Origin of the sequence: Microbacterium sp. PA5, assembly GCF_049860775.1 — a bacterium.
GTDB lineage: Bacteria > Actinomycetota > Actinomycetes > Actinomycetales > Microbacteriaceae > Microbacterium.
Genome location: NZ_CP187567.1, coordinates 967,273 through 986,448 on the forward strand (window position 1 = coordinate 967,273; position 19,176 = coordinate 986,448).

General features: G+C 72.3%; 17 protein-coding genes. 7 read left to right on the forward strand and 10 right to left on the reverse strand.

The genetic code is table 11. The features are described 5' to 3' along the window. Window positions 1-2: 2 nt before the first annotated feature. Entirely contained in the window at window positions 3-1,121 is a 1,119-nt protein-coding gene (gene ald, locus ACPWUT_RS04400) for an alanine dehydrogenase (protein WP_284528084.1), read from the reverse strand. A 31-nt stretch (window positions 1,122-1,152) separates the two neighbouring features. Continuing rightward, a complete protein-coding gene (locus ACPWUT_RS04405) occupies window positions 1,153-2,142 on the reverse strand; it encodes an asparaginase (protein ID WP_425841042.1) in 990 nt (329 codons plus the stop codon). Between the two features lie 80 nt (window positions 2,143-2,222). On the opposite strand from ACPWUT_RS04405, the gene ACPWUT_RS04410 reads away from it, so the two are divergent. Further along, a complete protein-coding gene (locus ACPWUT_RS04410; RefSeq protein ID WP_284528086.1) occupies window positions 2,223-2,696 on the forward strand; it encodes an OsmC family protein in 474 nt (157 codons plus the stop codon). Window positions 2,697-2,701: 5 nt separating this feature from the next. Here ACPWUT_RS04410 and ACPWUT_RS04415 read toward each other — a convergent pair whose 3' ends face one another. After that, window positions 2,702-3,481 (reverse strand): lysophospholipid acyltransferase family protein, encoded by a 780-nt coding sequence (locus tag ACPWUT_RS04415; protein WP_425841045.1) that lies wholly within the window; start codon window positions 3,479-3,481, stop codon window positions 2,702-2,704. Between the two features lie 116 nt (window positions 3,482-3,597). Between ACPWUT_RS04415 and ACPWUT_RS04420 the strand changes: the two genes are divergently transcribed. Beyond that, window positions 3,598-4,575: an FKBP-type peptidyl-prolyl cis-trans isomerase gene (locus ACPWUT_RS04420; RefSeq protein ID WP_284528088.1), complete on the forward strand. Its 978-nt coding sequence runs from the start codon at window positions 3,598-3,600 to the stop codon at window positions 4,573-4,575. A 50-nt stretch (window positions 4,576-4,625) separates the two neighbouring features. After that, window positions 4,626-5,708 carry a 1-deoxy-D-xylulose-5-phosphate reductoisomerase gene (locus tag ACPWUT_RS04425; protein WP_425841048.1) on the forward strand — a complete coding sequence of 361 codons (1,083 nt, stop codon included), beginning with the start codon at window positions 4,626-4,628 and terminating at the stop codon, window positions 5,706-5,708. 105 nt (window positions 5,709-5,813) lie between these two features. Here the strand turns inward: ACPWUT_RS04425 and pflA are convergent, their stop codons facing one another. The 5 genes from pflA to ACPWUT_RS04450 form a co-directional block, all read right to left on the reverse strand. Then, a complete protein-coding gene (pflA, locus tag ACPWUT_RS04430; protein ID WP_425841051.1) occupies window positions 5,814-6,770 on the reverse strand; it encodes a pyruvate formate-lyase-activating protein in 957 nt (318 codons plus the stop codon). 36 nt (window positions 6,771-6,806) lie between these two features. Then, window positions 6,807-9,068, reverse strand: a complete 2,262-nt coding sequence (gene pflB, locus ACPWUT_RS04435) for a formate C-acetyltransferase (protein ID WP_284528091.1) — start codon at window positions 9,066-9,068, stop codon at window positions 6,807-6,809. A gap of 216 nt (window positions 9,069-9,284) precedes the next feature. Then, window positions 9,285-10,856: a Mur ligase family protein gene (locus tag ACPWUT_RS04440; protein WP_425841055.1), complete on the reverse strand. Its 1,572-nt coding sequence runs from the start codon at window positions 10,854-10,856 to the stop codon at window positions 9,285-9,287. A gap of 44 nt (window positions 10,857-10,900) precedes the next feature. Then, window positions 10,901-11,614, reverse strand: coding sequence for a DUF1775 domain-containing protein (locus ACPWUT_RS04445; RefSeq protein ID WP_425841058.1), 714 nt, complete (start codon window positions 11,612-11,614; stop codon window positions 10,901-10,903). Window positions 11,615-11,699: 85 nt separating this feature from the next. Continuing rightward, window positions 11,700-12,338 carry a hypothetical protein gene (locus tag ACPWUT_RS04450; protein WP_425841061.1) on the reverse strand — a complete coding sequence of 213 codons (639 nt, stop codon included), beginning with the start codon at window positions 12,336-12,338 and terminating at the stop codon, window positions 11,700-11,702. A 57-nt stretch (window positions 12,339-12,395) separates the two neighbouring features. Here ACPWUT_RS04450 and ACPWUT_RS04455 point away from each other — a divergent pair, with 57 nt between their 5' ends. From ACPWUT_RS04455 to ACPWUT_RS04470, 4 genes are all read left to right on the forward strand, one after another. Further along, complete coding sequence (locus tag ACPWUT_RS04455) at window positions 12,396-12,653, forward strand: hypothetical protein (protein ID WP_284528096.1); 258 nt, start codon at window positions 12,396-12,398, stop codon at window positions 12,651-12,653. A gap of 83 nt (window positions 12,654-12,736) precedes the next feature. Continuing rightward, entirely contained in the window at window positions 12,737-14,035 is a 1,299-nt protein-coding gene (locus tag ACPWUT_RS04460) for a M50 family metallopeptidase (protein ID WP_284528097.1), read from the forward strand. An 83-nt stretch (window positions 14,036-14,118) separates the two neighbouring features. Beyond that, a complete protein-coding gene (locus tag ACPWUT_RS04465) occupies window positions 14,119-14,478 on the forward strand; it encodes a YciI family protein (RefSeq protein WP_425841066.1) in 360 nt (119 codons plus the stop codon). After that, complete coding sequence (locus ACPWUT_RS04470) at window positions 14,475-15,716, forward strand: RNA polymerase sigma factor (protein ID WP_284528100.1); 1,242 nt, start codon at window positions 14,475-14,477, stop codon at window positions 15,714-15,716. The genes ACPWUT_RS04465 and ACPWUT_RS04470 overlap by 4 nt, the downstream gene beginning before the upstream one ends. 36 nt (window positions 15,717-15,752) lie before the next feature. Here the strand turns inward: ACPWUT_RS04470 and ACPWUT_RS04475 are convergent, their stop codons facing one another. Both ACPWUT_RS04475 and ACPWUT_RS04480 read right to left on the reverse strand, forming a co-directional pair. After that, entirely contained in the window at window positions 15,753-17,714 is a 1,962-nt protein-coding gene (locus ACPWUT_RS04475; protein WP_284528101.1) for a chorismate-binding protein, read from the reverse strand. A gap of 201 nt (window positions 17,715-17,915) precedes the next feature. After that, on the reverse strand, window positions 17,916-19,148 hold the full coding sequence (locus ACPWUT_RS04480) for a low temperature requirement protein A (RefSeq protein ID WP_284528102.1): 1,233 nt from the start codon (window positions 19,146-19,148) through the stop codon (window positions 17,916-17,918). Window positions 19,149-19,176 lie beyond the last annotated feature (28 nt).

Genomic DNA, 19,176 nt, shown 5'->3' on the forward strand with positions numbered 1-19,176 from the left:
GCTCAGGCGACCAGCACGTCGGCGAGCGGCGTCGACGCCATCGCGTGCGCTTCGGCCACGCCGGCGTTCACGACCGCGCCACCGGTCGTGTTCAGGCCCGCCGCCAGTGCGGGATCGGCCGCGAGCGCGCGCTCCCAGCCGAGCGAGGCGATACGCCGGACGTAGGGCAGGGTCGCGTTGGTGAGCGCAGACGTCGACGTGTTCGGTACGGCGCCCGGCATGTTCGCGACGCAGTAGAAGACGCTCCCGTGCACCTCGAAGGTGGGGTCGGCGTGGGTGGTCGGCCGCGTGTCCTCGAAGCAGCCGCCCTGGTCGACGGCGATGTCCACCAGCACCGATCCCGGCCGCATCCGGCTGACCATGTCGTTGGTCACCAGCTTGGGCGCTTTCGCCCCCGGGATCAGCACCGACCCGATGACGAGGTCACTGTTCACCACCGCGCGGTCGAGGTCGAGCGGATTCGACGATGCCGTCTTGACGCGGCCCTGGAAGTGGTCGTCGAGGAAGCGGAGCCGCTGGATGTTCGTGTCGAAGATCGTGACGTCTGCGCCGAGCCCCGCTGCGATCACGGCTGCGTTCGCCCCCGCGACACCGCCTCCGATGACGGTGACGGTGGCCGGACGCGTGCCCGGAACGCCGGACATCAGCAGACCGAGGCCTCCGGCCGAGCGCATCAGCGTGGCCGCGCCCACCGTCGGCGCGAGCCTCCCCGCCACCTCGCTCATCGGCGCGAGCAGGGGGAGACCGCCGCCGACCTGCTGGACGGTCTCGTAGGCGATGGCGGTGACCCGGTCGGACACCAGGCGCTCGGTCAGCGGTCGATCGGCGGCGAGGTGCAGGTAGGTGAACAGCACCAGGTCGTCGCGGAAGTATCCGTACTCGGCGGCGATCGGCTCCTTGACCTTCAGCAGGAGCTCCGCCCGCGCCCACACCTCCGCGGCATCGTCGAGCAGGGTCGCGCCGGCGTCGGTGTACTCCGCATCGGACATCGACGACCCGAGACCGGCGCCGCGCTGCACGAACACCTCGTGCCCGGCGGCGGCGAGATCGTGCACCCCCGCGGGGGTGAGGGCGACGCGATACTCGTTGTTCTTGATCTCGGTGGGAACGCTGATCCTCATGGGGTTTCCTCTCCGCGCCCGGGTGGGGCTCCTAGACCGTCGGGCGGATCGCGCCGACTTCCCGTCCGCCGCCGAGGACCGGCAGCGGAAGCTGTGCCATCGTCGCGGCGACATCCGCGGCGGCGAGGGCGCCGTGCTTCTCCAGCAGGGCGAGTGCGATCGCGGTCGCGGCGCGGCCGCTCCCGTCGAGCACCTTCAACGCGGTCGTGGTGCCGTCGGGGGCCACCATGACCATCACGCCCTCGGCGCCGCCCTTCGCGAACACGCCCAGGCGCTCGATCGCGATGGTGTCGGGCCGTCCCGGGCCGTCGATCGTCCAGGGGTTCTCCCGCACGGCGCGCACGAGCGTGCCCGCGGAGCGGTGCAGCGCGAACGGCGACCGCTCCGAGGCGGTGCCGATCCGGTGCAGGGCGCGCACGAGCGCGGTGAGGCTCATCCCGTACACCGGGGCGCCGCAGCCGTCGACGGCGGTGGCGCTGACGCGGGCACCCGTCAGACGCTCGACGACCTCGCGGATGTGCGCCTGGAGCGGGTGCGCCGGATCGAGGTAGCTCGCCGGATCCCAGCCGGCCGACGTGCAGGCGAGCAGCATCGCGGCGTGCTTGCCCGAGCAGTTCATCCGCACGCGCGAGGGGCCCTCGCCCCGGCGCACGAGGTCGTCGCGGGTCGGAGCGTCGCCGGGCCAGGCCGGCGGGCACTGCAGCGCGGACTCGTCGAGCCCCGCGGCGTCGAGGATGTCGCGGACCACGGCCACGTGCCGGTCGGTGCCGGAGTGGCTCGCCGTGGCCAGTGCCAGGCGCTCGCCGTCGAGCGCGGCGCCCGCCGTCACGCAGCCCAGTGCCTGCAGCGGCTTGAGGCTCGAGCGGGGGAGGATCGGGCTGTCGACGTCGCCGAGGCTCTCGAGGACGACCCCCTCGGGATCGAGGACGATCGCCGATCCGCTGTGGCGGGACTCGACGAAGCCGCTGCGCTCGACGACCGCCAGCTCGACGGCGGAGGACACGGTGAAGGTCTGCGTCACGCGGCCAGCCTATCGTCGGAGGCGGCCGACGCCGTGGAGCCGACGGGCCCGTGGCCTGCGCGGGATGGCAGACTTGCGGGGTGATCGGAGAACATCGCTATGCGCTGCGGGCCACCTGGACGGGGGACCGCGGCACCGGCACGAGCGGCTACCGCGACTACGACCGCTCGGTGACCCTCTCCGTCGACGGCAAGCCCGATGTGGCGGCGTCCAGCGACAAGCCGTTCCGGGGCGACCCGTCCAAGTGGAACCCGGAGGACCTGCTCCTCGGCGCGCTGTCGGAATGTCACCTGCTGTCCTACCTGCACGCGTGCGTCGGGGCCGGCGTCGTCGTGGTCGCCTACACCGACGACGCCTCCGGCACGATGACCGAGGACGGCCGGGGCGGGGGCGCGTTCACCGAAGTGGTGCTCCGCCCGACGGTGACGATCGCGGACGAGTCGATGCGCGACGCGGCGACGGCCGCGCACGCGCAGGCGCGAGACTGGTGCTTCATCGCCAACAGCGTCAACTTCCCGGTGCGGCACGAGCCGACGATCCTCGTCGCCGGCTGAGCGCGTCAGCGCCGCTCGTGCGGGAGCACCTGCCGCAGCCGCTCCACGGGGTTCTGTGCGGGAGCCTCGTTGTAGGCGCCGGCGAGCTCCTGACCCGACAGCGCGTGGATCGCGGCCATGATCTCGTCGGTGGCCTGCCGTCGCGCCCGCCCCGACGAGGCGGGTCCGAGGTGGGCGAGATCCAGCGGCTCGCCGTAGCGGATGACCATCCGCGGTGAGAACTTGGGCCATTTGGCGCCGACCGGCATGGCCTCGTTGGTGCCGATCAAACCGACGGGGACGACCTGCGCGCCGGTCTCGAGCGCCAGGAAGGCCACCCCCGTGCGTCCCTTGTAGAGGCGGCCGTCGAGCGAACGGGTTCCCTCGGGATACAGCGCGATCGCACGCCCGGACTGGAGGATGCGCCGCTGCTGGTCGAGGGCGTCCAGCGCCGCCTGGCCGGCGCCGCGCTGCACCGGGGTCGCACCGATCGCCGTGAAGAACTGACGGCTGAACCAGCCCTTGAGCCCCTTGCCGTCGAAGTAGGAGGACTTGGCGAGGAAGTAGACCGGCCGCGGCGCGAACATCGGGATGACGAACGAGTCGATGAACGACAGGTGATTGCTGGCGAGGATGATCGGGCCCTTGCGGGGAACGTTCCTCACACCCTCGATGCGCGGCCGATAGACCATGCGCGCGAGCGGGGCGACGATCCAGCGTCCGACGAAGTAGGTGAAGCCGACGCCCGAGACGTCCTCGCTCTCGGGGGGAGCTGCCTCGGCCTCAGGCTTCTGCTCATCTGTCACCAGTCGAGGGTACTCCCGATTCCATGCCGGCCCCGGCATGGCAGCTCTCACAGCCGGGACAGAAGAAAGTGCGACAGGATGGTCGGGTCCCCTTCCTGCCATCGTGAGGTCTTTCCGTGCGTCTGCGCCCGTTCGTCACCGTGTCCATCGCCGCCGCGTCGGCCGTTCTGCTGGCCGGGTGCTCCGGCCTGGGCGGCACGACGGCGTCGCCGACCCCCACCGGCACGGCGACGGCCGCCGTCGACCTGTGCGACGCGATCGCCCCCTCGGGCGCGGCGTCGGAGTCGGTGTCGGTCGAGGGAGAGGTGGGCTCGGCGCCCACCATCAGCTTCGATGCGCCGCTCCAGGTCGACGAGCTCCAGGCCACCGTCCTGCAGGAGGGCGACGGCGAGCCGACGCAGGCCGGCGACTACGTCCAGTACGCGCTGACCGCGTACGGCGCGGACGAGGGCGAGGAGCTGGTGACCCTCGGCTACGAGCCCGGTGAGCTCCTGCCGTCGCAGATCTCGTCGGACAGCCCGCTCGGTCAGATCCTGGGCTGCAACGCCCCGGGCAGCCGCGTCGTGGCGACCTTCCCGGCCACCCCGGCCACCGAGACCAGCGAGGCCATCGCTTCCGAGGTGTACGTGGTCGACCTGCTGTCGGTCGTCCCCACGGCCGCGTGGGGCGAGCCGCAGGACCCGGCCCCGGGCCTGCCGGTCGTCACGCTGGCCGACGACGGCGCGCCCACGATCGAGATCCCGGACGCCGACCCGCCCACCGAGACGGAGGTCGCCACCCTCAAGGAGGGCGACGGCTACACCGTCCAGGACGGCGACTACGTGCTCATCCAGTACTCGGGCGTGCGCTGGTCGAACGGCGAGGTCTTCGACGAGACCTGGAACGGCAAGGCGCCCTACGCCGCGCAGACCACGGGCTTCGTCGAGGGGTTCCAGAAGGCGCTCGTCGGCTTCCCGGTCGGCTCGCAGGTGCTCGTCGTCATCCCCCCGGCCGAGGGCTACGGCGAGGGCGAGATCAACGAGAGCGACCTGAAGGGCGAGACCCTCGCGTTCGTCGTCGACATCCTGGGCGCCCAGCACGTCGAGACGGAGTGAGCGCGGAGCGCGAGGCGCCCCCGACAGGCGAAGGCCTCTAGGCTGACGCTATGCGTCGCGTCGTGATCCTGGGTTCCACCGGTTCGATCGGAACCCAGGCCCTCGATGTGATCCGCTCGCGCCGCGACCGCTTCGAGGTCGTCGGTCTCGCCGCGGGCAGCGATCGCGCCGGGATGGCCGCGCAGGCGGCCGAGTTCGACGTCGCCGACACGGCGCTCGGCGCGGACGAGGCCGAGCAGCTGGTCCGCGACGTCGAGGCCGATGTCGTGCTCAACGGCATCACGGGATCGGTCGGGCTCGGCCCGACCCTGGCCGCCCTCGAAGGCGGCCGCACCCTCGCCCTCGCCAACAAGGAGTCACTGATCGTCGGCGGCGACCTCGTCACCGCGCTCGCCGCACCCGGCCAGATCGTGCCCGTCGACTCCGAGCACTCGGCGATCGCCCAGGCGCTGCGCTCGGGCACGCCGGCGGAGGTGCGGCGACTCGTGCTGACGGCCTCCGGCGGCCCCTTCCGCGGTCGCTCCCGGGAGCAGCTGGCCGGCGTCACGCCCGCCGAGGCGCTCGCCCACCCGACCTGGGACATGGGACGGGTCGTGACCACGAACTCCTCGACGCTCGTGAACAAGGGGCTCGAGATCATCGAGGCGCATCTGCTGTTCGGGGTGCCGTACGACGACATCGATGTGGTCGTGCATCCCCAGTCGATCGTCCACTCGATGGTCGAGTTCGACGACGGCTCCACGATCGCGCAGGCCTCCCCGCCCGACATGCGGCTCCCGATCTCGCTGGGACTCGACTGGCCGCACCGCGTCGCCGGGGTGGGCGCGCCGCTGGACTGGACGCGGGCGACGTCGTGGACGTTCGAGCCTCTCGACGACGACGCGTTCCCTGCGGTCTCCCTCGCCAAGCGCGTCGGGCGCGCGGGCGGGACCTACCCGGCGGTGTTCAACGCCGCGAACGAGCAGGCGGTCGACGCCTTCCACGACGGCGCACTGGACTACCTCGGCATCCTCGACGTCGTCGCCCGGGTGGTCGACCTGCACGAAGCGCCCGCGGCCCTGACGCGCGAGAGCCTCGTCGAGACGGAGCGGTGGGCACGGGCGGAGGCCGACCGGCTCATCGCTGCGCGCTGATCGGGCACACGCGTGCATGCCGCTCGTCCCGCCCCTGGAAGCGGAAGGGGCGGGTCGAGCGGTCCAGCCGGCGCGAGAGGGCACCGGCGACCCGACTGACGGACGTCAGTAGGTGGTCAGGCCGTGTGCGCGGAATTGCGCGCGCACGCGGTCCACGAGCTCCGCGGACGGGGCCGGGGTGTCACCGAGTTCGTAGGTGCGGCCGAGGGCGTCCCACTTGTCGCGGCCCATCTGATGGAACGGGAGCACTTCGACGCGGGAGACCGCTCCCGGTCGGATGTCGTTGAGCGATGCCGCGTACTGCGCGACGCGATCTATCCCGGCCGGGTCATCGGTGAGGTCCGGCACGAGCACGTAGCGGATCCAGATCTCGGGGCCGCCGGCCATCTCGGCCAGGCGTCGCCCGAACCGGAGGGTGGGCTCCAGCTCGCGGCCGGTGACCCGCCGGTAGGTGTCCGGATCGCCGCTCTTGACGTCCAGGAGCACCAGATCGGTGTCGGCGAGCATCTCGTCGGTGGCGTTGCGGCCCAGGTAGCCCGACGTGTCCAGGGCGGTGTGGATGCCGAGTTCCTTCGCGCCCCGCAGGATCCGCGCGGCGAACGCCGGCTGCATGAGCACCTCGCCGCCCGACAGGGTGACCCCGCCGCCGGTGGCGCGGAAGACCGCGCGGTAGCGGGCGATCCGGGACAGCAGCTCGTCGCTGGTGACCGGGGTGCCGTCCTTCATCGCCAGAGTGTCGGGGTTGTGGCAGTACAGGCAGCGCAGCGGGCAGCCGCTGAGGAACGTCGTCAGGCGCGTGCCCGGGCCGTCGACCGCCGTCACGAGCTCCCAGGAGTGGACGGACCCCAGTCGCCCCTCCCGCATCGCCGCGAGGCGGTCGTGGTGGTCGACCGGCTCCACGTGCAGGCCGTCGAGCCCTGCACCGGCGCGGCGGCCGGCGGGCGCGGGCGCCTGGAGGGGGGGCTCCAGGCGCACCGCGTCGTCGGGGAGGGCAAGGTCCTCCGGTCCGGTGGATCGGTCAGGGCTGCCGCACGCGGGGCGACGGAGCATCGTCGCGGCCATGATGTCAGCTCTTCTCTGCGCTCGAGGCGTCCGGGGTCACAGGGACCCGTGGAACGTCCGCGACAGCACGTCCAGCTGCTGCTCGCGGGTGAGCCGCACGAAGTTGACGGCGTAGCCCGAGACGCGGATGGTCAGCTGCGGGTAGTCCTCGGGGTGCTCCATGGCGTCCTCGAGCGTCTCGCGGTTCAGCACGTTGACGTTCATGTGGTACCCCTCGGAGCCGACGTAGGCGTCGAGCAGGCCCGCCAGATTGTGGATCTGCTCCTCCTTGGTGCGACCGAGGCCGGCCGGCACGACGGTGTTCGTGAGCGAGATCCCGTCCTGCGACTGGTCGTAGGGGAGCTTGGCGACCGACAGCGCCGAGGCCAGCATGCCGTGGGTGTCGCGTCCGTTCATCGGGTTGGCTCCCGGGGCGAACGGCTCGCCGGCACGACGTCCGTCGGGGGTGTTGCCCGTCGCCTTGCCGTAGACGACGTTCGACGTGATCGTCAGCACCGACTGGGTCGGCAGGGCGTTGCGGTACATCGGGTGACGACGGATCTTCGCCATGAAGCGCTCCACCAGGTCGACGGCGATGTCGTCGGCGCGGTCGTCGTCGTTGCCGTACGTGGGGAACTCGCCCTCCGTGACGTAGTCCACGACGATGCCGCGCTCGTCGCGCACCGGGGTGACCGTGGCGTACTTGATCGCGGTCAGCGAGTCGGTCGCCACCGACAGGCCGGCGATGCCGCAGGCCATGGTGCGCAGCACGTCCTTGTCGTGCAGGGCCATCTCCAGGCGCTCGTACGCGTACTTGTCGTGCGACCAGTGGATGCAGTTGAGGGCCTCGACGTAGGTCTCGGCGAGCCAGTCCATCGTGAGGTCGAACTTCGCCATGACGTCGTCGAAGTCGAGCGGGCCGTCGCCGACCGGGGCCGCCACCGGCGACACCTGCTGCCCCGACACCTCGTCGCGTCCGCCGTTGATGGCGTAGAGGAGGGTCTTGGCGAGGTTGACGCGGGCGCCGAAGAACTGCATCTGCTTGCCCACGCGCATGGGGCTCACGCAGCACGCGATCGCCGCGTCGTCGCCCCAGGCGGGACGGATGATCTCGTCGGACTCGTACTGCACGGCCGACGTGTCGATCGACACCTGCGCGCAGTAGTCCTTGAACCCCTGCGGGAGCTCGGGGCTCCAGAAGACCGTCATGTTCGGCTCGGGAGCGGGGCCGAGGTTGTAGAGCGTCTGCAGGTAGCGGAACGAGTTCTTGGTGACCAGCGGCCGTCCGTCCTCGCCCATGCCGCCGATGGTCTCGGTCACCCAGGTCGGGTCGCCGGAGAACAGCGCGTCGTACTCGGGCGTGCGCAGGAACCGGACGATCCGCAGCTTGATCACGAAGTCGTCGATGATCTCCTGCGCCTGCTCCTCGGTGAGCACGCCCTCGGCGAGGTCGCGCTCGATGTACACGTCGAGGAAGGTGGAGGTGCGTCCGAGCGACATCGCGGCGCCGTTCTGCTCCTTGACCGCGCCGAGGTAGGCGAAGTAGAGCCACTGGACGGCCTCGCGGGCGTTGGTGGCGGGGCCCGAGATGTCGAAGCCGTAGGAGGCTGCCATCGTCTTCAGCTCGCCGAGGGCGCGGATCTGCTCGGCGTGCTCCTCGCGCTGGCGCACGACCTCCTCGGTGAACGGGGTGGTGTCCAGGCCCAGCTTGTCGACCTTCTTCGCGGCGATGAGGGCGTCGACGCCGTAGAGGGCCACGCGGCGGTAGTCGCCGATGATGCGGCCGCGGCCGTAGGCGTCGGGGAGTCCCGTGATGATGTGGCTGCTGCGTGCGGCGCGCACGTTGGGGGAGTAGGCGTCGAACACGCCCTGGTTGTGGGTCTTGCGGTACTCCGTGTACACGGTCTTGAGGGTCTGATCGACCTCGTACCCGTAGGTGTCGAGAGCGCCCTCGACCATCCGCCATCCGCCGTTGGGCATGATGGCGCGGCGCAGCGGGGCGTCGGTCTGGAGACCCACGATGATCTCGTCCTCGCGGGAGATGTAGCCCGGGGCGTGGGCGGTGATGCCGGCGGGCGTGTGGGCGTCGACGTCGTAGATGCCCTTCGCGCGCTCCTCCGGGAACATCGCGGCCAGAGTGGCCCAGATGCGCGTCGTGCGCTCGGTGGGACCGGCGAGGAACGTGCTGTCGCCCTCGTAGGGGGTGTAGTTGCGCTGGATGAAGTCGCGCACGTCGATGGCGTCCTGCCACGGTCCGGACGTGAATCCGTTCCAGGCGGCGGGCTGAGCGTCCTGCGCGGCGGGGGTGACGATGGTCATTTCGCTTCCTTGCTTCCTCGTGGGATCGGTCACGACGAGGGGAGGAGCCCGCCCGGCGTGCCGGATGTCCTCAGGATAGCGCGTGTGGTCAGACCACAACAGGACGCTGTGGAACTCTGTCGACGGAGGGGCCGGGAAAAAAGATCGCTTGTGGTCCGCCCACAACGCCGCGACGGCGTCCGGCGGCTTCCGAGCGTCCGGCGACGTCAGGCGGCCTCAGGCGACGTCGGGCGGCCAGCCCGCGGCCCGGAGCGCCGCCCGCGCAGCCTCGGCCGCGTCGAAGGGCACCCGCACGCCGGCGATCTCGCGATAGTGCTGATGACCCGGTCCGGCCCACAGCACCGCATCGCCCTCGGCGACCTGCGAGACCGCGAAGGCGACGGCCTGCTCGGGAGGCGTCACCTCGTGGATGTCCGCCTCGGGTCGCGCCCGGCGCGCACCGGCCACGAGGGCGGCGCGGATGAGGGCGGGGTCCTCGGAGCGCGGATGCTGATCGGTGACGACGAGCATGTCGCTTCCGAGCACGGCCGTGCGCCCCATGTCCTCGCGCTTGGTGACGTCGCGGTCGCCGTTGGCCGCAGTGAGCATGACCACGCGGCCCGGCGTCACCCGGCGCACCGCCTCCAGCGTCTTCACGAACGCGTCGGGCGAGTGCGCGAAGTCGATGTAGACGGCGGGCCCGCGTGCGCCGGAGACGCGCTGGATCCGTCCGGGCAGCTCGGCGGGGATGCGCGCGCCGTCCAGCAGCGCGATGAGCTCGCCCCAGTCGATGCCGGCCTCGACGAGCAGCACCACCGCGAGCCCCGCGTTGGAGGCCATGTGGCTGCCGATGACGGGCACAGTGGTCACGAGCGACCGCCCGTCGCGATGGGAGAGCCGGAACGTCGTGCCGTCCGGGCGCTCGTCGAGGATGTCGACGACCCAGTCCGCGTCGACCGGCCCGTCGGCCAGCGCCGGCGTCAGCACCGTGGTCACGGGCACCTCGCTGCGGCGGGCGACCTCGCGTCCCTCGGGCGCGTCGACGCACACGGCCCCACGGCGCGAGCGGTCGGGCCGGAACAGCGCGAGCTTGGCCTCGAGGTAGGTCGCCATGTCGCCGTAGTCGTCGAGGTGATCGTGAGTGAGGTTGGTGAAGCCGGCGACGTCGAAGACGAGACCGTCCACGCGATGACGGGACAGTGCCTGCGCGCTCACCTCCACCATCGCCGCCTCGACGCCGCGCTCCCGCATGAGGGCGAGGAGTGCGTGCATCTCGGAGGCCTCCGGGGTCGTGAGCCGCGAGGGGATGACCTGGTCGGCGATGTGGCGCTCGGCGGTGGAGGACAGCCCGGTCACCTTTCCGAGACCGCGCAGGATGCCTTCGACCAGGTGCGAGACGCTCGTCTTGCCGTTGGTGCCGGTGATGGCCAGCAGCAGCGGCATGTCGGCGTCCGTCCCGTACATCCACGCCGAGATCGCGCCGAGGCGGGCGCGCGGGTCGTCCACCACGAGCACCGGGACCCCGGCGGCGGCCGCCGGCTGCGCGCCCGCCTCGTCGGTCACGACGGCGACCGCACCGCGGGAGACCGCGTCGGCGGCGAACTCCGCACCGTGGCGGCGTGCGCCCGGCACCGCGACGAAGACCTCGCCGGGGCGCAGATCAGCGGTGGCGAGGGTGATGCCGGTCGCCTCCACCTCGGCGAGGTCGCCGATCGTGCGGGCGGCGAACCGCTCGGCGAGCTCCGTCAGCCGGCGACGCGGCGGGTGCTCGGGACGCAGGACGGGCGGGGTCGGGGCGATGTCGGCCATAGCGCCTCCATCCTCTCACCCGACCCCGCCGTCGTCCCTCTCGGTCAGGAGCGGCGGCGACGCAGCAGGGTCACACCCAGCGCGGCGAGGGCGGCCACGAGGGCGCCGGCGGAGAGCCAGCGCGCGACCGGGTCTGCCTGGGCGCCGGTCTGCGCAGCGGTGTCGGCGTCGTCCTCGGCGTGGTCGGCGTCGCTGTGGTCGTCGCCGGCCGTGTCGCCGCCGTGCCCGTGACCGTCGTCCTCGGCGACGGAGCCGACGGCGACGACGGGCGCGGGCGCCTCGAGGTCGTCGGTGCTCTGGCCGTCTTCGGCGACCTCGATCCAGTCGGTCTGACCCGTCTCGCACTGCTGCACGACCGGGAAGGCGACGTAGGTGTTGGCCGCCGACGTCGCGAAGATGACATCGAGGGCGACGGCCGCGCTGAGGCCGTCCTCCACCGGGGTGACCGCGGTGTACGTGACCTGGGTCGCGACGCCGTCGTCGCCGATCTCGCGCGAGATGGTCCACGCGCCGTCGACGACCGGCGTGGCGCCGTCGACGCCGTCGGGGATGTTGACGACGAGGGCCGTCGTGGGCGAGCCGTCGCAGCCGTGGCTGAAGCCGAACGACAGGCGGGTCGACGCCGAGGCGCTCGCCGCCTCGGGGGTCACGTGGACATGCGCGGACGCGGCGAGGGGTGCGGCCACGACGAGGGCGGCGGCGAGGGCGAGACCGCCGGCGAGGCGGGCGCGGCGGCGTGCAGGGGTGATGACGGTCATGGTGTGCTTTCTGTGGTCGATCGACGGGGCGCCGCGGGCCCGAAGCGGGACGGTCGGCGGTGGTGCGGCGTGGGCCGCGGAGGGGTCAGCGCGCGAGCGCGGGCGGGCCCCGTCGGGACAGCACGGACAGGAAGACCGCCGCGGCCGGGGCGAGCGGAGCGCCCTGGCGGGACGCGGGCATCACCGGTGGCGGGACCACGGGCAGCGCGCGGCTGAGCACACGGCGGATGCCGCGGGCGATCGCGCGCACGACGCGCTCGCCGTGGGCGAGCAGCAGCACCGTGGCCACGGCGGCGATGAGGTGGGCGGCGATCATGCCGGCGTCGAGGTGGAGGTGGCTTCCCGAGGCGAGGGAGCGGCCGAGTTCGCCCATGACGGCGGGGGAGACCGCGTGGCCGGCGGAGTGACCGGCGCCCGGAACGCTCGCCGGGTCTCCCGTGCCCACCGCGGCGAAGGCGACGTGCAGGGCGAGCTGCGCGGCGACGACGGCCGCAGCGGTGCCCGCGACGGACGGTCGGCGCCCGACCAGCCACACCGCGGCGGGGCTCGTCAGCAGTGCCAGGGACAGGAGCAGCCACCACGGCGGCGCACCTCCCCCGGCGAGGGTGTGGGCGGTGCCGGCGACGATCGTCGCGACGGCGGCGGCGGCCGCACCGCGCAGCGCACGGCGGCGGCGCGATGCCGTCCGGTCCGCGTGCCCGTCGCCGCGTCGATCCCGATCCACGGGGAGAGCCTACCCGAGCCCTTGAGTATCGAAGATATGTTCGATACTGTCGGGCTCATGACCCACGCCACCGACGAGCACGATCTGACGATATGGATGGTGGACGACATCCCGTCGCGGATGTTCTACGCCGGCCGCCGCTGGCGCGTCACCGACGCGCCGACCCGGTTGCGGGACTCGGTGTGGGGAGCCACCGAGGGCGGGCGCGGGTTCTACGGCTGGCGCTTCCAGGGCACCGACGACGACGGCGTCAGCGTGGTGTTCGACGTGTATCCGTCGGCTGCCGGGTGGCACGTGCACCACACGTGGACCTGACGGGGCGACATGACGGCGGCGGTCATCGCGACCGGGTTGTCCGTGCGGCCAATTCCTAGCTGACGCGGGTACTGTGGGCGCTCGTGACCGTCCTCGCTTTCCTCATCGGCGTCGTCCTGCTCGTGGTGGGACTCGCGGTCTCGATCGCCCTCCACGAGATCGGCCATCTGGCTCCCGCCAAGGCGTTCGGGGTCCGGGTCGGCCAGTACATGATCGGCTTCGGCCCGACGCTCTGGTCGCGTCGCATCGGCGAGACGGAGTACGGCCTGAAGGCCCTGCCCCTCGGCGGCTACATCTCGATGGCCGGGATGTACCCGCCCTCGCGCCGGGAGGGACGGCTCGGCGGCGGCTTCTTCGCCACGATGGTGCAGGACGCCCGCGCCGCCAACGACGAGACCCTCGAAGGCACCGGGGACGGTCGCCGCCGGGCGTTCTACGAGCTCCCGGTCTGGCGCCGCGTCGTCGTGATGCTCGGCGGCCCGATCATGAACCTCCTGCTGGCGATCGTCCTGCTCACGATCGTCCTGTCGGGGATCGGCCTGCAGACGGCCACGACCACCGTCGCGTCGGTCAACGAGTGCGTCCTTCCGGCGGGGTCGACCCAGACCGAGTGCGCCGAGGGCGATCCCGCGTCTCCGGCGGCCGCCGCCGGCATCCGTCCGGGCGACGTGCTCGTGTCGGTCGACGGCACGCCGGTGTCGACTTTCGAAGAGGCCTCGACCATCATCCAGGCCGCTCCCGACGAGCGCATCCCGGTCGTCGTCGACCGCGACGGCGAGCAGGTGACCCTCCAGGTCACCCCGATGCTCGCCGAGCGCGAGGTGATGGGCGCCGACGGGCAGGTCGTCACCGCCGAGGTCGGATTCGTGGGGATGACCGCCACCGTCGCCTACGTGCCCCAGCCGATCTGGGAGGGCGCGCAGACCGCCTTCGAGCGGACGGGCCAGATCGCGGGCATCATCTGGCAGCTGCCGGCGAAGGTGTACCAGACCGCGGTCGACATGTTCACCGGAGCCGAGCGCGACCCCAACGGCCCGCTCTCGGTAGTGGGGGCCGGACGCCTCGCGGGCGAAGTGGCCGCCGTCGATGCGCCGATCCTCAACCGCGCGGCCGCGATCCTGGAGCTGCTGGCCGGGCTGAACATCGCGCTGTTCGTCTTCAACCTGATCCCGCTCCTGCCGCTGGACGGCGGGCACGTCGTGGTCGCCCTCTGGGACGGGCTCAAGCGCGGCTGGGCGAAGCTGTTCCGCCGTCCGCCGCCGGCGCCGGTCGACGCGACCAAGCTGGTGCCGGTCACCTTCGTCGTCGTCGTGGCGCTCATCGTCATGGGAGGCGTCCTGATCCTGGCCGACATCGTCAACCCGGTGCAGCTCTTCGGCTGACGGGTTCGGCGGCGGCTGTCGAAATCAGCCTTGCCCGTTCGCTGTGGGGATGACACGGTTCCCATGGACGAAAGGACACCACCGTGAAGTACGTCATCATGTTCACTTCCACCCCGGAAGCGGATGCGCAGCTGTCGGCCCAGCAGGGTGCGGCGCTGTACGCCCGCGTATACGAATGGTTCCAGCAGCACGACGACGCGATCGCCGACGGCGGGGCCGAGCTCCAGCCCGCCGACACCGCGACGACCGTCCGCGGCGGAGGAGTCGTCGTGGACGGCCCGTTCTCCGAGGCCAAGGAGGTCATCGGCGGGTTCAGCATCATCGACGTCCCCGACATCGACGCGGCGATCGCGCTGGCCCAGAGCTGGCCGATGCTCGAGATGCCCGGCACGTCGGTCGAGATCCGGCCGATGGTGACCGACTACAGCCAGTTCGAGCAGTGACCCGCGAGGATGCCGCGGCGCCGGGTCCGGCCGCCCGCGCCGCGGCATCCGACCGCGAGCTCGCACGCCTGGTGCGGGAAGAGGCGGCGCGCATCGTCGGGATCCTGACGGCGACGACGGGCAGCCTGGACGTCGCGGAGGAGGCGACGGCCGAGGCGATCGAGGAGGCGCTGGCGGACTGGCGACGGCGCGGGGTGCCGCCGCGGCCGGGGGGCTGGCTGCTGCAGGCGGCGCGCCACAACGCCCTGGACCGCCTGCGTCGCGACAGGACCTACCGCGCCAAGCTGGAGCACCTGGCCGAGACGGCGGTCCCGCCGACCCCGACGGAGACCGACGAGCGGCTGCCGCTCCTGTTCGGCTGCTGCCACCCGGCACTGGCGCCCGAGGCGCAGCTCGCGCTGACGCTGCGCGCCGTCCTCGGCGTCACGACCGCGCAGATCGCCCGGGCGACCGTCGAATCCGAGGCGACCGTCGGGCAGCGCATCTCGCGTGCCAAGCGCCGCATGGCGGCCATCGCGATCCCGCTGCGGATCCCCGGCCCCGCGGAGCGCTCGGACCGTCTCGACCTCGTGCTCACCGTTGTGTCGGTCCTCTACGACACGGCGCACCTGGCCGCCGGGGCCGACGCGGTGGCCGATCGCGACCTCGCCGACGATGCGCTGTGGCTGGCGCGGGTGATCGCCGAGGAGCTGCCGGGCGAGGCCGAGGCGGCGGGTCTGCACGCGCTGCTGCTGTTCCACCGCGCGCGCGAGGGCGCCCGCTCCGCGGGTGGCGAGCTGGTGCTGCTCGATCGTCAGGACCGTCGCCGCTGGGACCCCGAGCTCATCGCGCGCGGCCGCGCCGAGCTCGACCGGGCGGCTGCGCTGCGTGCGCCGGGGCGCTGGCAGCTCCATGCGGCGATCGCCGCGTGCCACATCGACGCGCCGTCGGCCGAACGCACCGACTGGCTGCAGATGCTCGTGCTCTACGACATGCTCCGCGGATACGACCCGTCGCCGATCGTCGCGCTGAACCGGGCCGTCGTCCTGGCCCGCGTCGCCGGCGCGCGCCCCGCGCTGGCCGAGGTCGACGCGCTCGCCCCGCGGCTGTCCGGCTACCGGCTGTGGCACGCGGTCCGGGGCCGGCTCCTGCGCGATCTGGGGCGGACCGACGAAGCCGACGCGGCCGACCGGCGCGCGCTGGAGCTGACGGACAACCGCGCCGAGCGCCGGTTGCTGGCCGAACGCCTCTCGCGCTGAGTCGGCGCGCGGGACGGTCGTCGTCGCCGGGCCTCCTCAGCGCGCCGCGACCGGCGCGGCGCTCGGGGCGGTGTCCAGTGCGTGACGGACCAGCCGCTCGAGCGTCTCCAGGCCGTCCCGGGAGAGGATCGACTCCAGGTGACCCTGGATGGTCGCGTACCCCGGACCGCGCAGCGCGTAGACGTCGCCCGAGACGGGATCGGCGGCGATCTCGGTCGCACCGAGCGTCGCCGTGCCGGGCTCGACCCGGGCGGTGAACGTGTTGTAGAAGCCGATCGACGCCGGCTGCCCGAACACGTCGACCTCCTTCTGGAGGCCCTGGTGCGGCGCCGCCAGCGGCGCCAGATCGATCCCCAGCCGGTCGGCGAGGATCTGGTGGCTCAGGCACACCGCCAGCAGCGCCCGCCCCGACGACATCCGCGCGTCCACGACCGCGCGCATGCGCGCGAGGCGCGCACTGTCCGGATCGCGCGGATCTCCCGGGCCGGGCCCCGAGACGACGAGGTCGGCGACGTCGATCGCGGCCGGATCGGCATCGGTCCACGGCACGATCGTCACATCGAAGCCGAGGTGCCGCAGCTGGTGGGCGAGCATCGTCGTGAAGCGGTCCTCGGCGTCGACGACGACCGCCGACCTCCCGGCGCCGACCGCGGAGCGGCCGACGGCGGCGGGGGAGTCCTGCGGATTCAGCCAGAACGACGCCAGCCGCTCGTTGCGGGCGGCCAGGAGCGTCGCCACGCGTTCGTCGTCGGCGAGCAGGCGCGGCTGCGCCGTCGGCGCGTCCTCGTCGAGGGCCGCCGCGGGCGCGTCGCGATCGACGGCGCCGAGAGCGCCCAGCACGCCGGCCGCCTTGCCATGGGTCTCGCCGACCTCGCCGTACGGGTCGGAGTGGCGGACGAGCGTGGCCCCCACCGGCACACGCAGCCTGCCGTCCTCGAGGTAGGCGGTGCGGATCAGGATCGGCGCGTCGAGGTCGTGCCCCGCGCCGCCGGCAGCGTCGTCCCGGCCGTGGGGCGTGAAGAGCGCGGCGACGCCGGAGTAGTACCCGCGCGGCGAGCGCTCGTGGCGCGCGATCACCGTGCAGGCGTTCTGCATCGGGGAGCCCGTCACGGTCGGCGCGAACATCGTCTCCCGCAGGATCTCGCGCGGGTCCATGGTGCTGCGCCCCCGCAGCATGTACTCGGTATGGGTCAGGCGCGACATCTCCTTCAGGTGCGGCCCGGTGATGCGGCCCCCGTCGCTGCAGACCGCCGACATCATCTTGAGCTCCTCGTCGACGACCATGAAGAGCTCCTCGGTCTCCTTGGTCGAGGAGAGGAACTCGGTGAGGGTCTCGACGGTCGCACCGCCGGCGGGGTGACGGAACGTGCCTGAGATCGGGTTCATCGTGACCACGCCGCCGCGGGCGCTGACATGCGCCTCGGGGCTCGCGCCGACGGCGACGTGTCCGGGCGTCACCACGAGGAACGTCCAGTACGCGCCTCGTTCGTGCTCCAGGAGTGCGCGGAACCACGTGAGGCCCGCGGTCACGGGGTCGACCTCGACGGTCGCGGTGAAGTCGCGCCGGATGACGAAGTTCGCCCCTTCGCCGCGCCCGATCTCGTCGGCGATGACGCGACGCACGATGTCGGCGTATTCCTCGTCGGGGATGTCGAACCCGGCCCCGCCGAGCGGGATCTCGGTCGTCGGCAGCGTCCGGAGCACCTCGTCGCGCGACACCGTGGCGTGATCCTCGACGACGAGGCACCGCAGCGGCGCCGCGTCGTCGTGGCAGACGAACCCGCGCTCGACGACCTGACGGAACGGCACGAGCGCGAGGACCTCGCGCGCACGGCCGTCGGCGTCGTGGAGCGGGATGTCGCCCAGCAGCGGGACGTCGACGACCGAACCGGTCAGCACCTCGACGCTCGCGTCGTCGCGCGCGAGGAGGGCGAACGGGGCTCCGCCGTGCACGGCGGAGGACAGCGCGGCGGGCAGAGGTGCGGGGCTCGCGGTCATCGCCGGGCCTTTCGTGTGGTCGGGCGGTCGTCGCGGGAACGAAAAGACCGCCTCGAGGGGCGGTCTGTGATCAGGGTCGCGAGCACACCGCCTCAGCGGGTGGGCCACCAGGAGGTGTTCGCGAACATGCGGTCAGAGTAGCACGGCGACCGCGCGCGATCCGAGGCGGCGAGGGGCGGGCGGGGAGGGGCAGCCGGCCGCTCAGGCCTCCAGACGGGCGAGGTCCTCCTCGAGGTGGCGGTGACCGACCAGCTCGTAGCCCACGACGACCACCAGCGGGGCCACCGCGGTGATCACGATCGTCGTGCCGAGCGATGCGCCGGCCGCCGACGCGGCGACGGCGACGGCGAGGACGACGGCCGTTCCGATGATCAGCCAGACGTGGAAGACGTCGAATCGCCCCACGAGGATCGCGTAGAGGATGCCGAGGACGATCGTGAACACGAGGACCGGCACCGTGATGGTGAGCTGCGCGTATGTGGCGTCGACGTGGGCTTCGCCCGAGAGGACGTACGCCGCCACATGCAGCCCCGCCCCCACGCCGGCCACGGCCCCGAAGAGCGCGATGTGCAGGTAGCCCCACGCGAACGAGCGCGTCCGTCGCACGTGGAGCAGACGCGCCGCGGGCACCGTGAAGTACGCCCACCAGATGGCGAACGCCAGCAGCATCCCGCCGAAGGCGATCAGCGCCGCCTCCACGGTCCAGCCCTGCGTCTCGACCACCGCGGAGATCGCGAGCACGGTGCCGAGGATCACCTCGCCGAGCGTGATGATCACGAGCAGACCGTAGCGCTCGGCGATGTGGTGCGGGTGCCACGGCGTCGCGCCGCCGCGGCGCTCGGCGACCGCCGGCACGATCATCTCCACCACGCCGAGGCCGACCATCAGCGCGAGACCCGCCCACATCGGCGGGTTCACCACGATGGCCACGACCCAGCCCGCCTGTACGAGGGCGACGCCGACGGCGTAGGTCAGCGCCGTGCGACGATGCGCGGGGTCGTGGGCGGCGACCCGCAGCCAGATCGCGATGAGGGCGACGCGCATGATCACGTAGCCGCCGATCATCACCGCGTTGTCGACGTGATGGCCCTCGTCGAGCGAGTGGAAGAAGTCCGGCAGCCCGATCGCGAGCACGCCGACGCCGATCATCTGGACGAAGGTGGCGACCCGGAAGAAGACGTCGTCGGAGTCGAACGCCGACGCCAGCCAGGCGTAGTTGATCCACGCCCAGGTCACCGAGAATACGGCGACCGCGAAGCCGACCACCGCGGGGGTGGTGTGCCCGAGCTCCAGCAGATGCGCGGCCTGCGAGCCCGCCTGGCTGAAGGCGACGACGAACGTGAGGTCGAACAGCAGCTCCAGCGGAGTCGCGGTGCGGTGCGGCTCGTGCGGGTCCCGCCCGATCAGCCGCGAGAACCCGTGCGTCAGCGTCATGCAGGAAACGTACACCTGGGCCGAGCCT

Excerpts from the sequence above, each read along its gene's own strand:
- ald (WP_284528084.1), bottom strand. The coding sequence starts at position 1,121 with ATGAGGATCAGCGTTCCCACCGAGATCAAGAACAACGAGTATCGCGTC.
- ACPWUT_RS04425 (WP_425841048.1), top strand. The coding sequence starts at position 4,626 with ATGCGTCGCGTCGTGATCCTGGGTTCCACCGGTTCGATCGGAACCCAG.
- pflA (WP_425841051.1), bottom strand. The coding sequence starts at position 6,770 with ATGGCCGCGACGATGCTCCGTCGCCCCGCGTGCGGCAGCCCTGACCGA.
- pflB (WP_284528091.1), bottom strand. The coding sequence starts at position 9,068 with ATGACCATCGTCACCCCCGCCGCGCAGGACGCTCAGCCCGCCGCCTGG.
- ACPWUT_RS04440 (WP_425841055.1), bottom strand. The coding sequence starts at position 10,856 with ATGGCCGACATCGCCCCGACCCCGCCCGTCCTGCGTCCCGAGCACCCG.
- ACPWUT_RS04445 (WP_425841058.1), bottom strand. The coding sequence starts at position 11,614 with ATGACCGTCATCACCCCTGCACGCCGCCGCGCCCGCCTCGCCGGCGGT.
- ACPWUT_RS04455 (WP_284528096.1), top strand. The coding sequence starts at position 12,396 with ATGACCCACGCCACCGACGAGCACGATCTGACGATATGGATGGTGGAC.
- ACPWUT_RS04475 (WP_284528101.1), bottom strand. The coding sequence starts at position 17,714 with ATGACCGCGAGCCCCGCACCTCTGCCCGCCGCGCTGTCCTCCGCCGTG.
- ACPWUT_RS04480 (WP_284528102.1), bottom strand. The coding sequence starts at position 19,148 with ATGACGCTGACGCACGGGTTCTCGCGGCTGATCGGGCGGGACCCGCAC.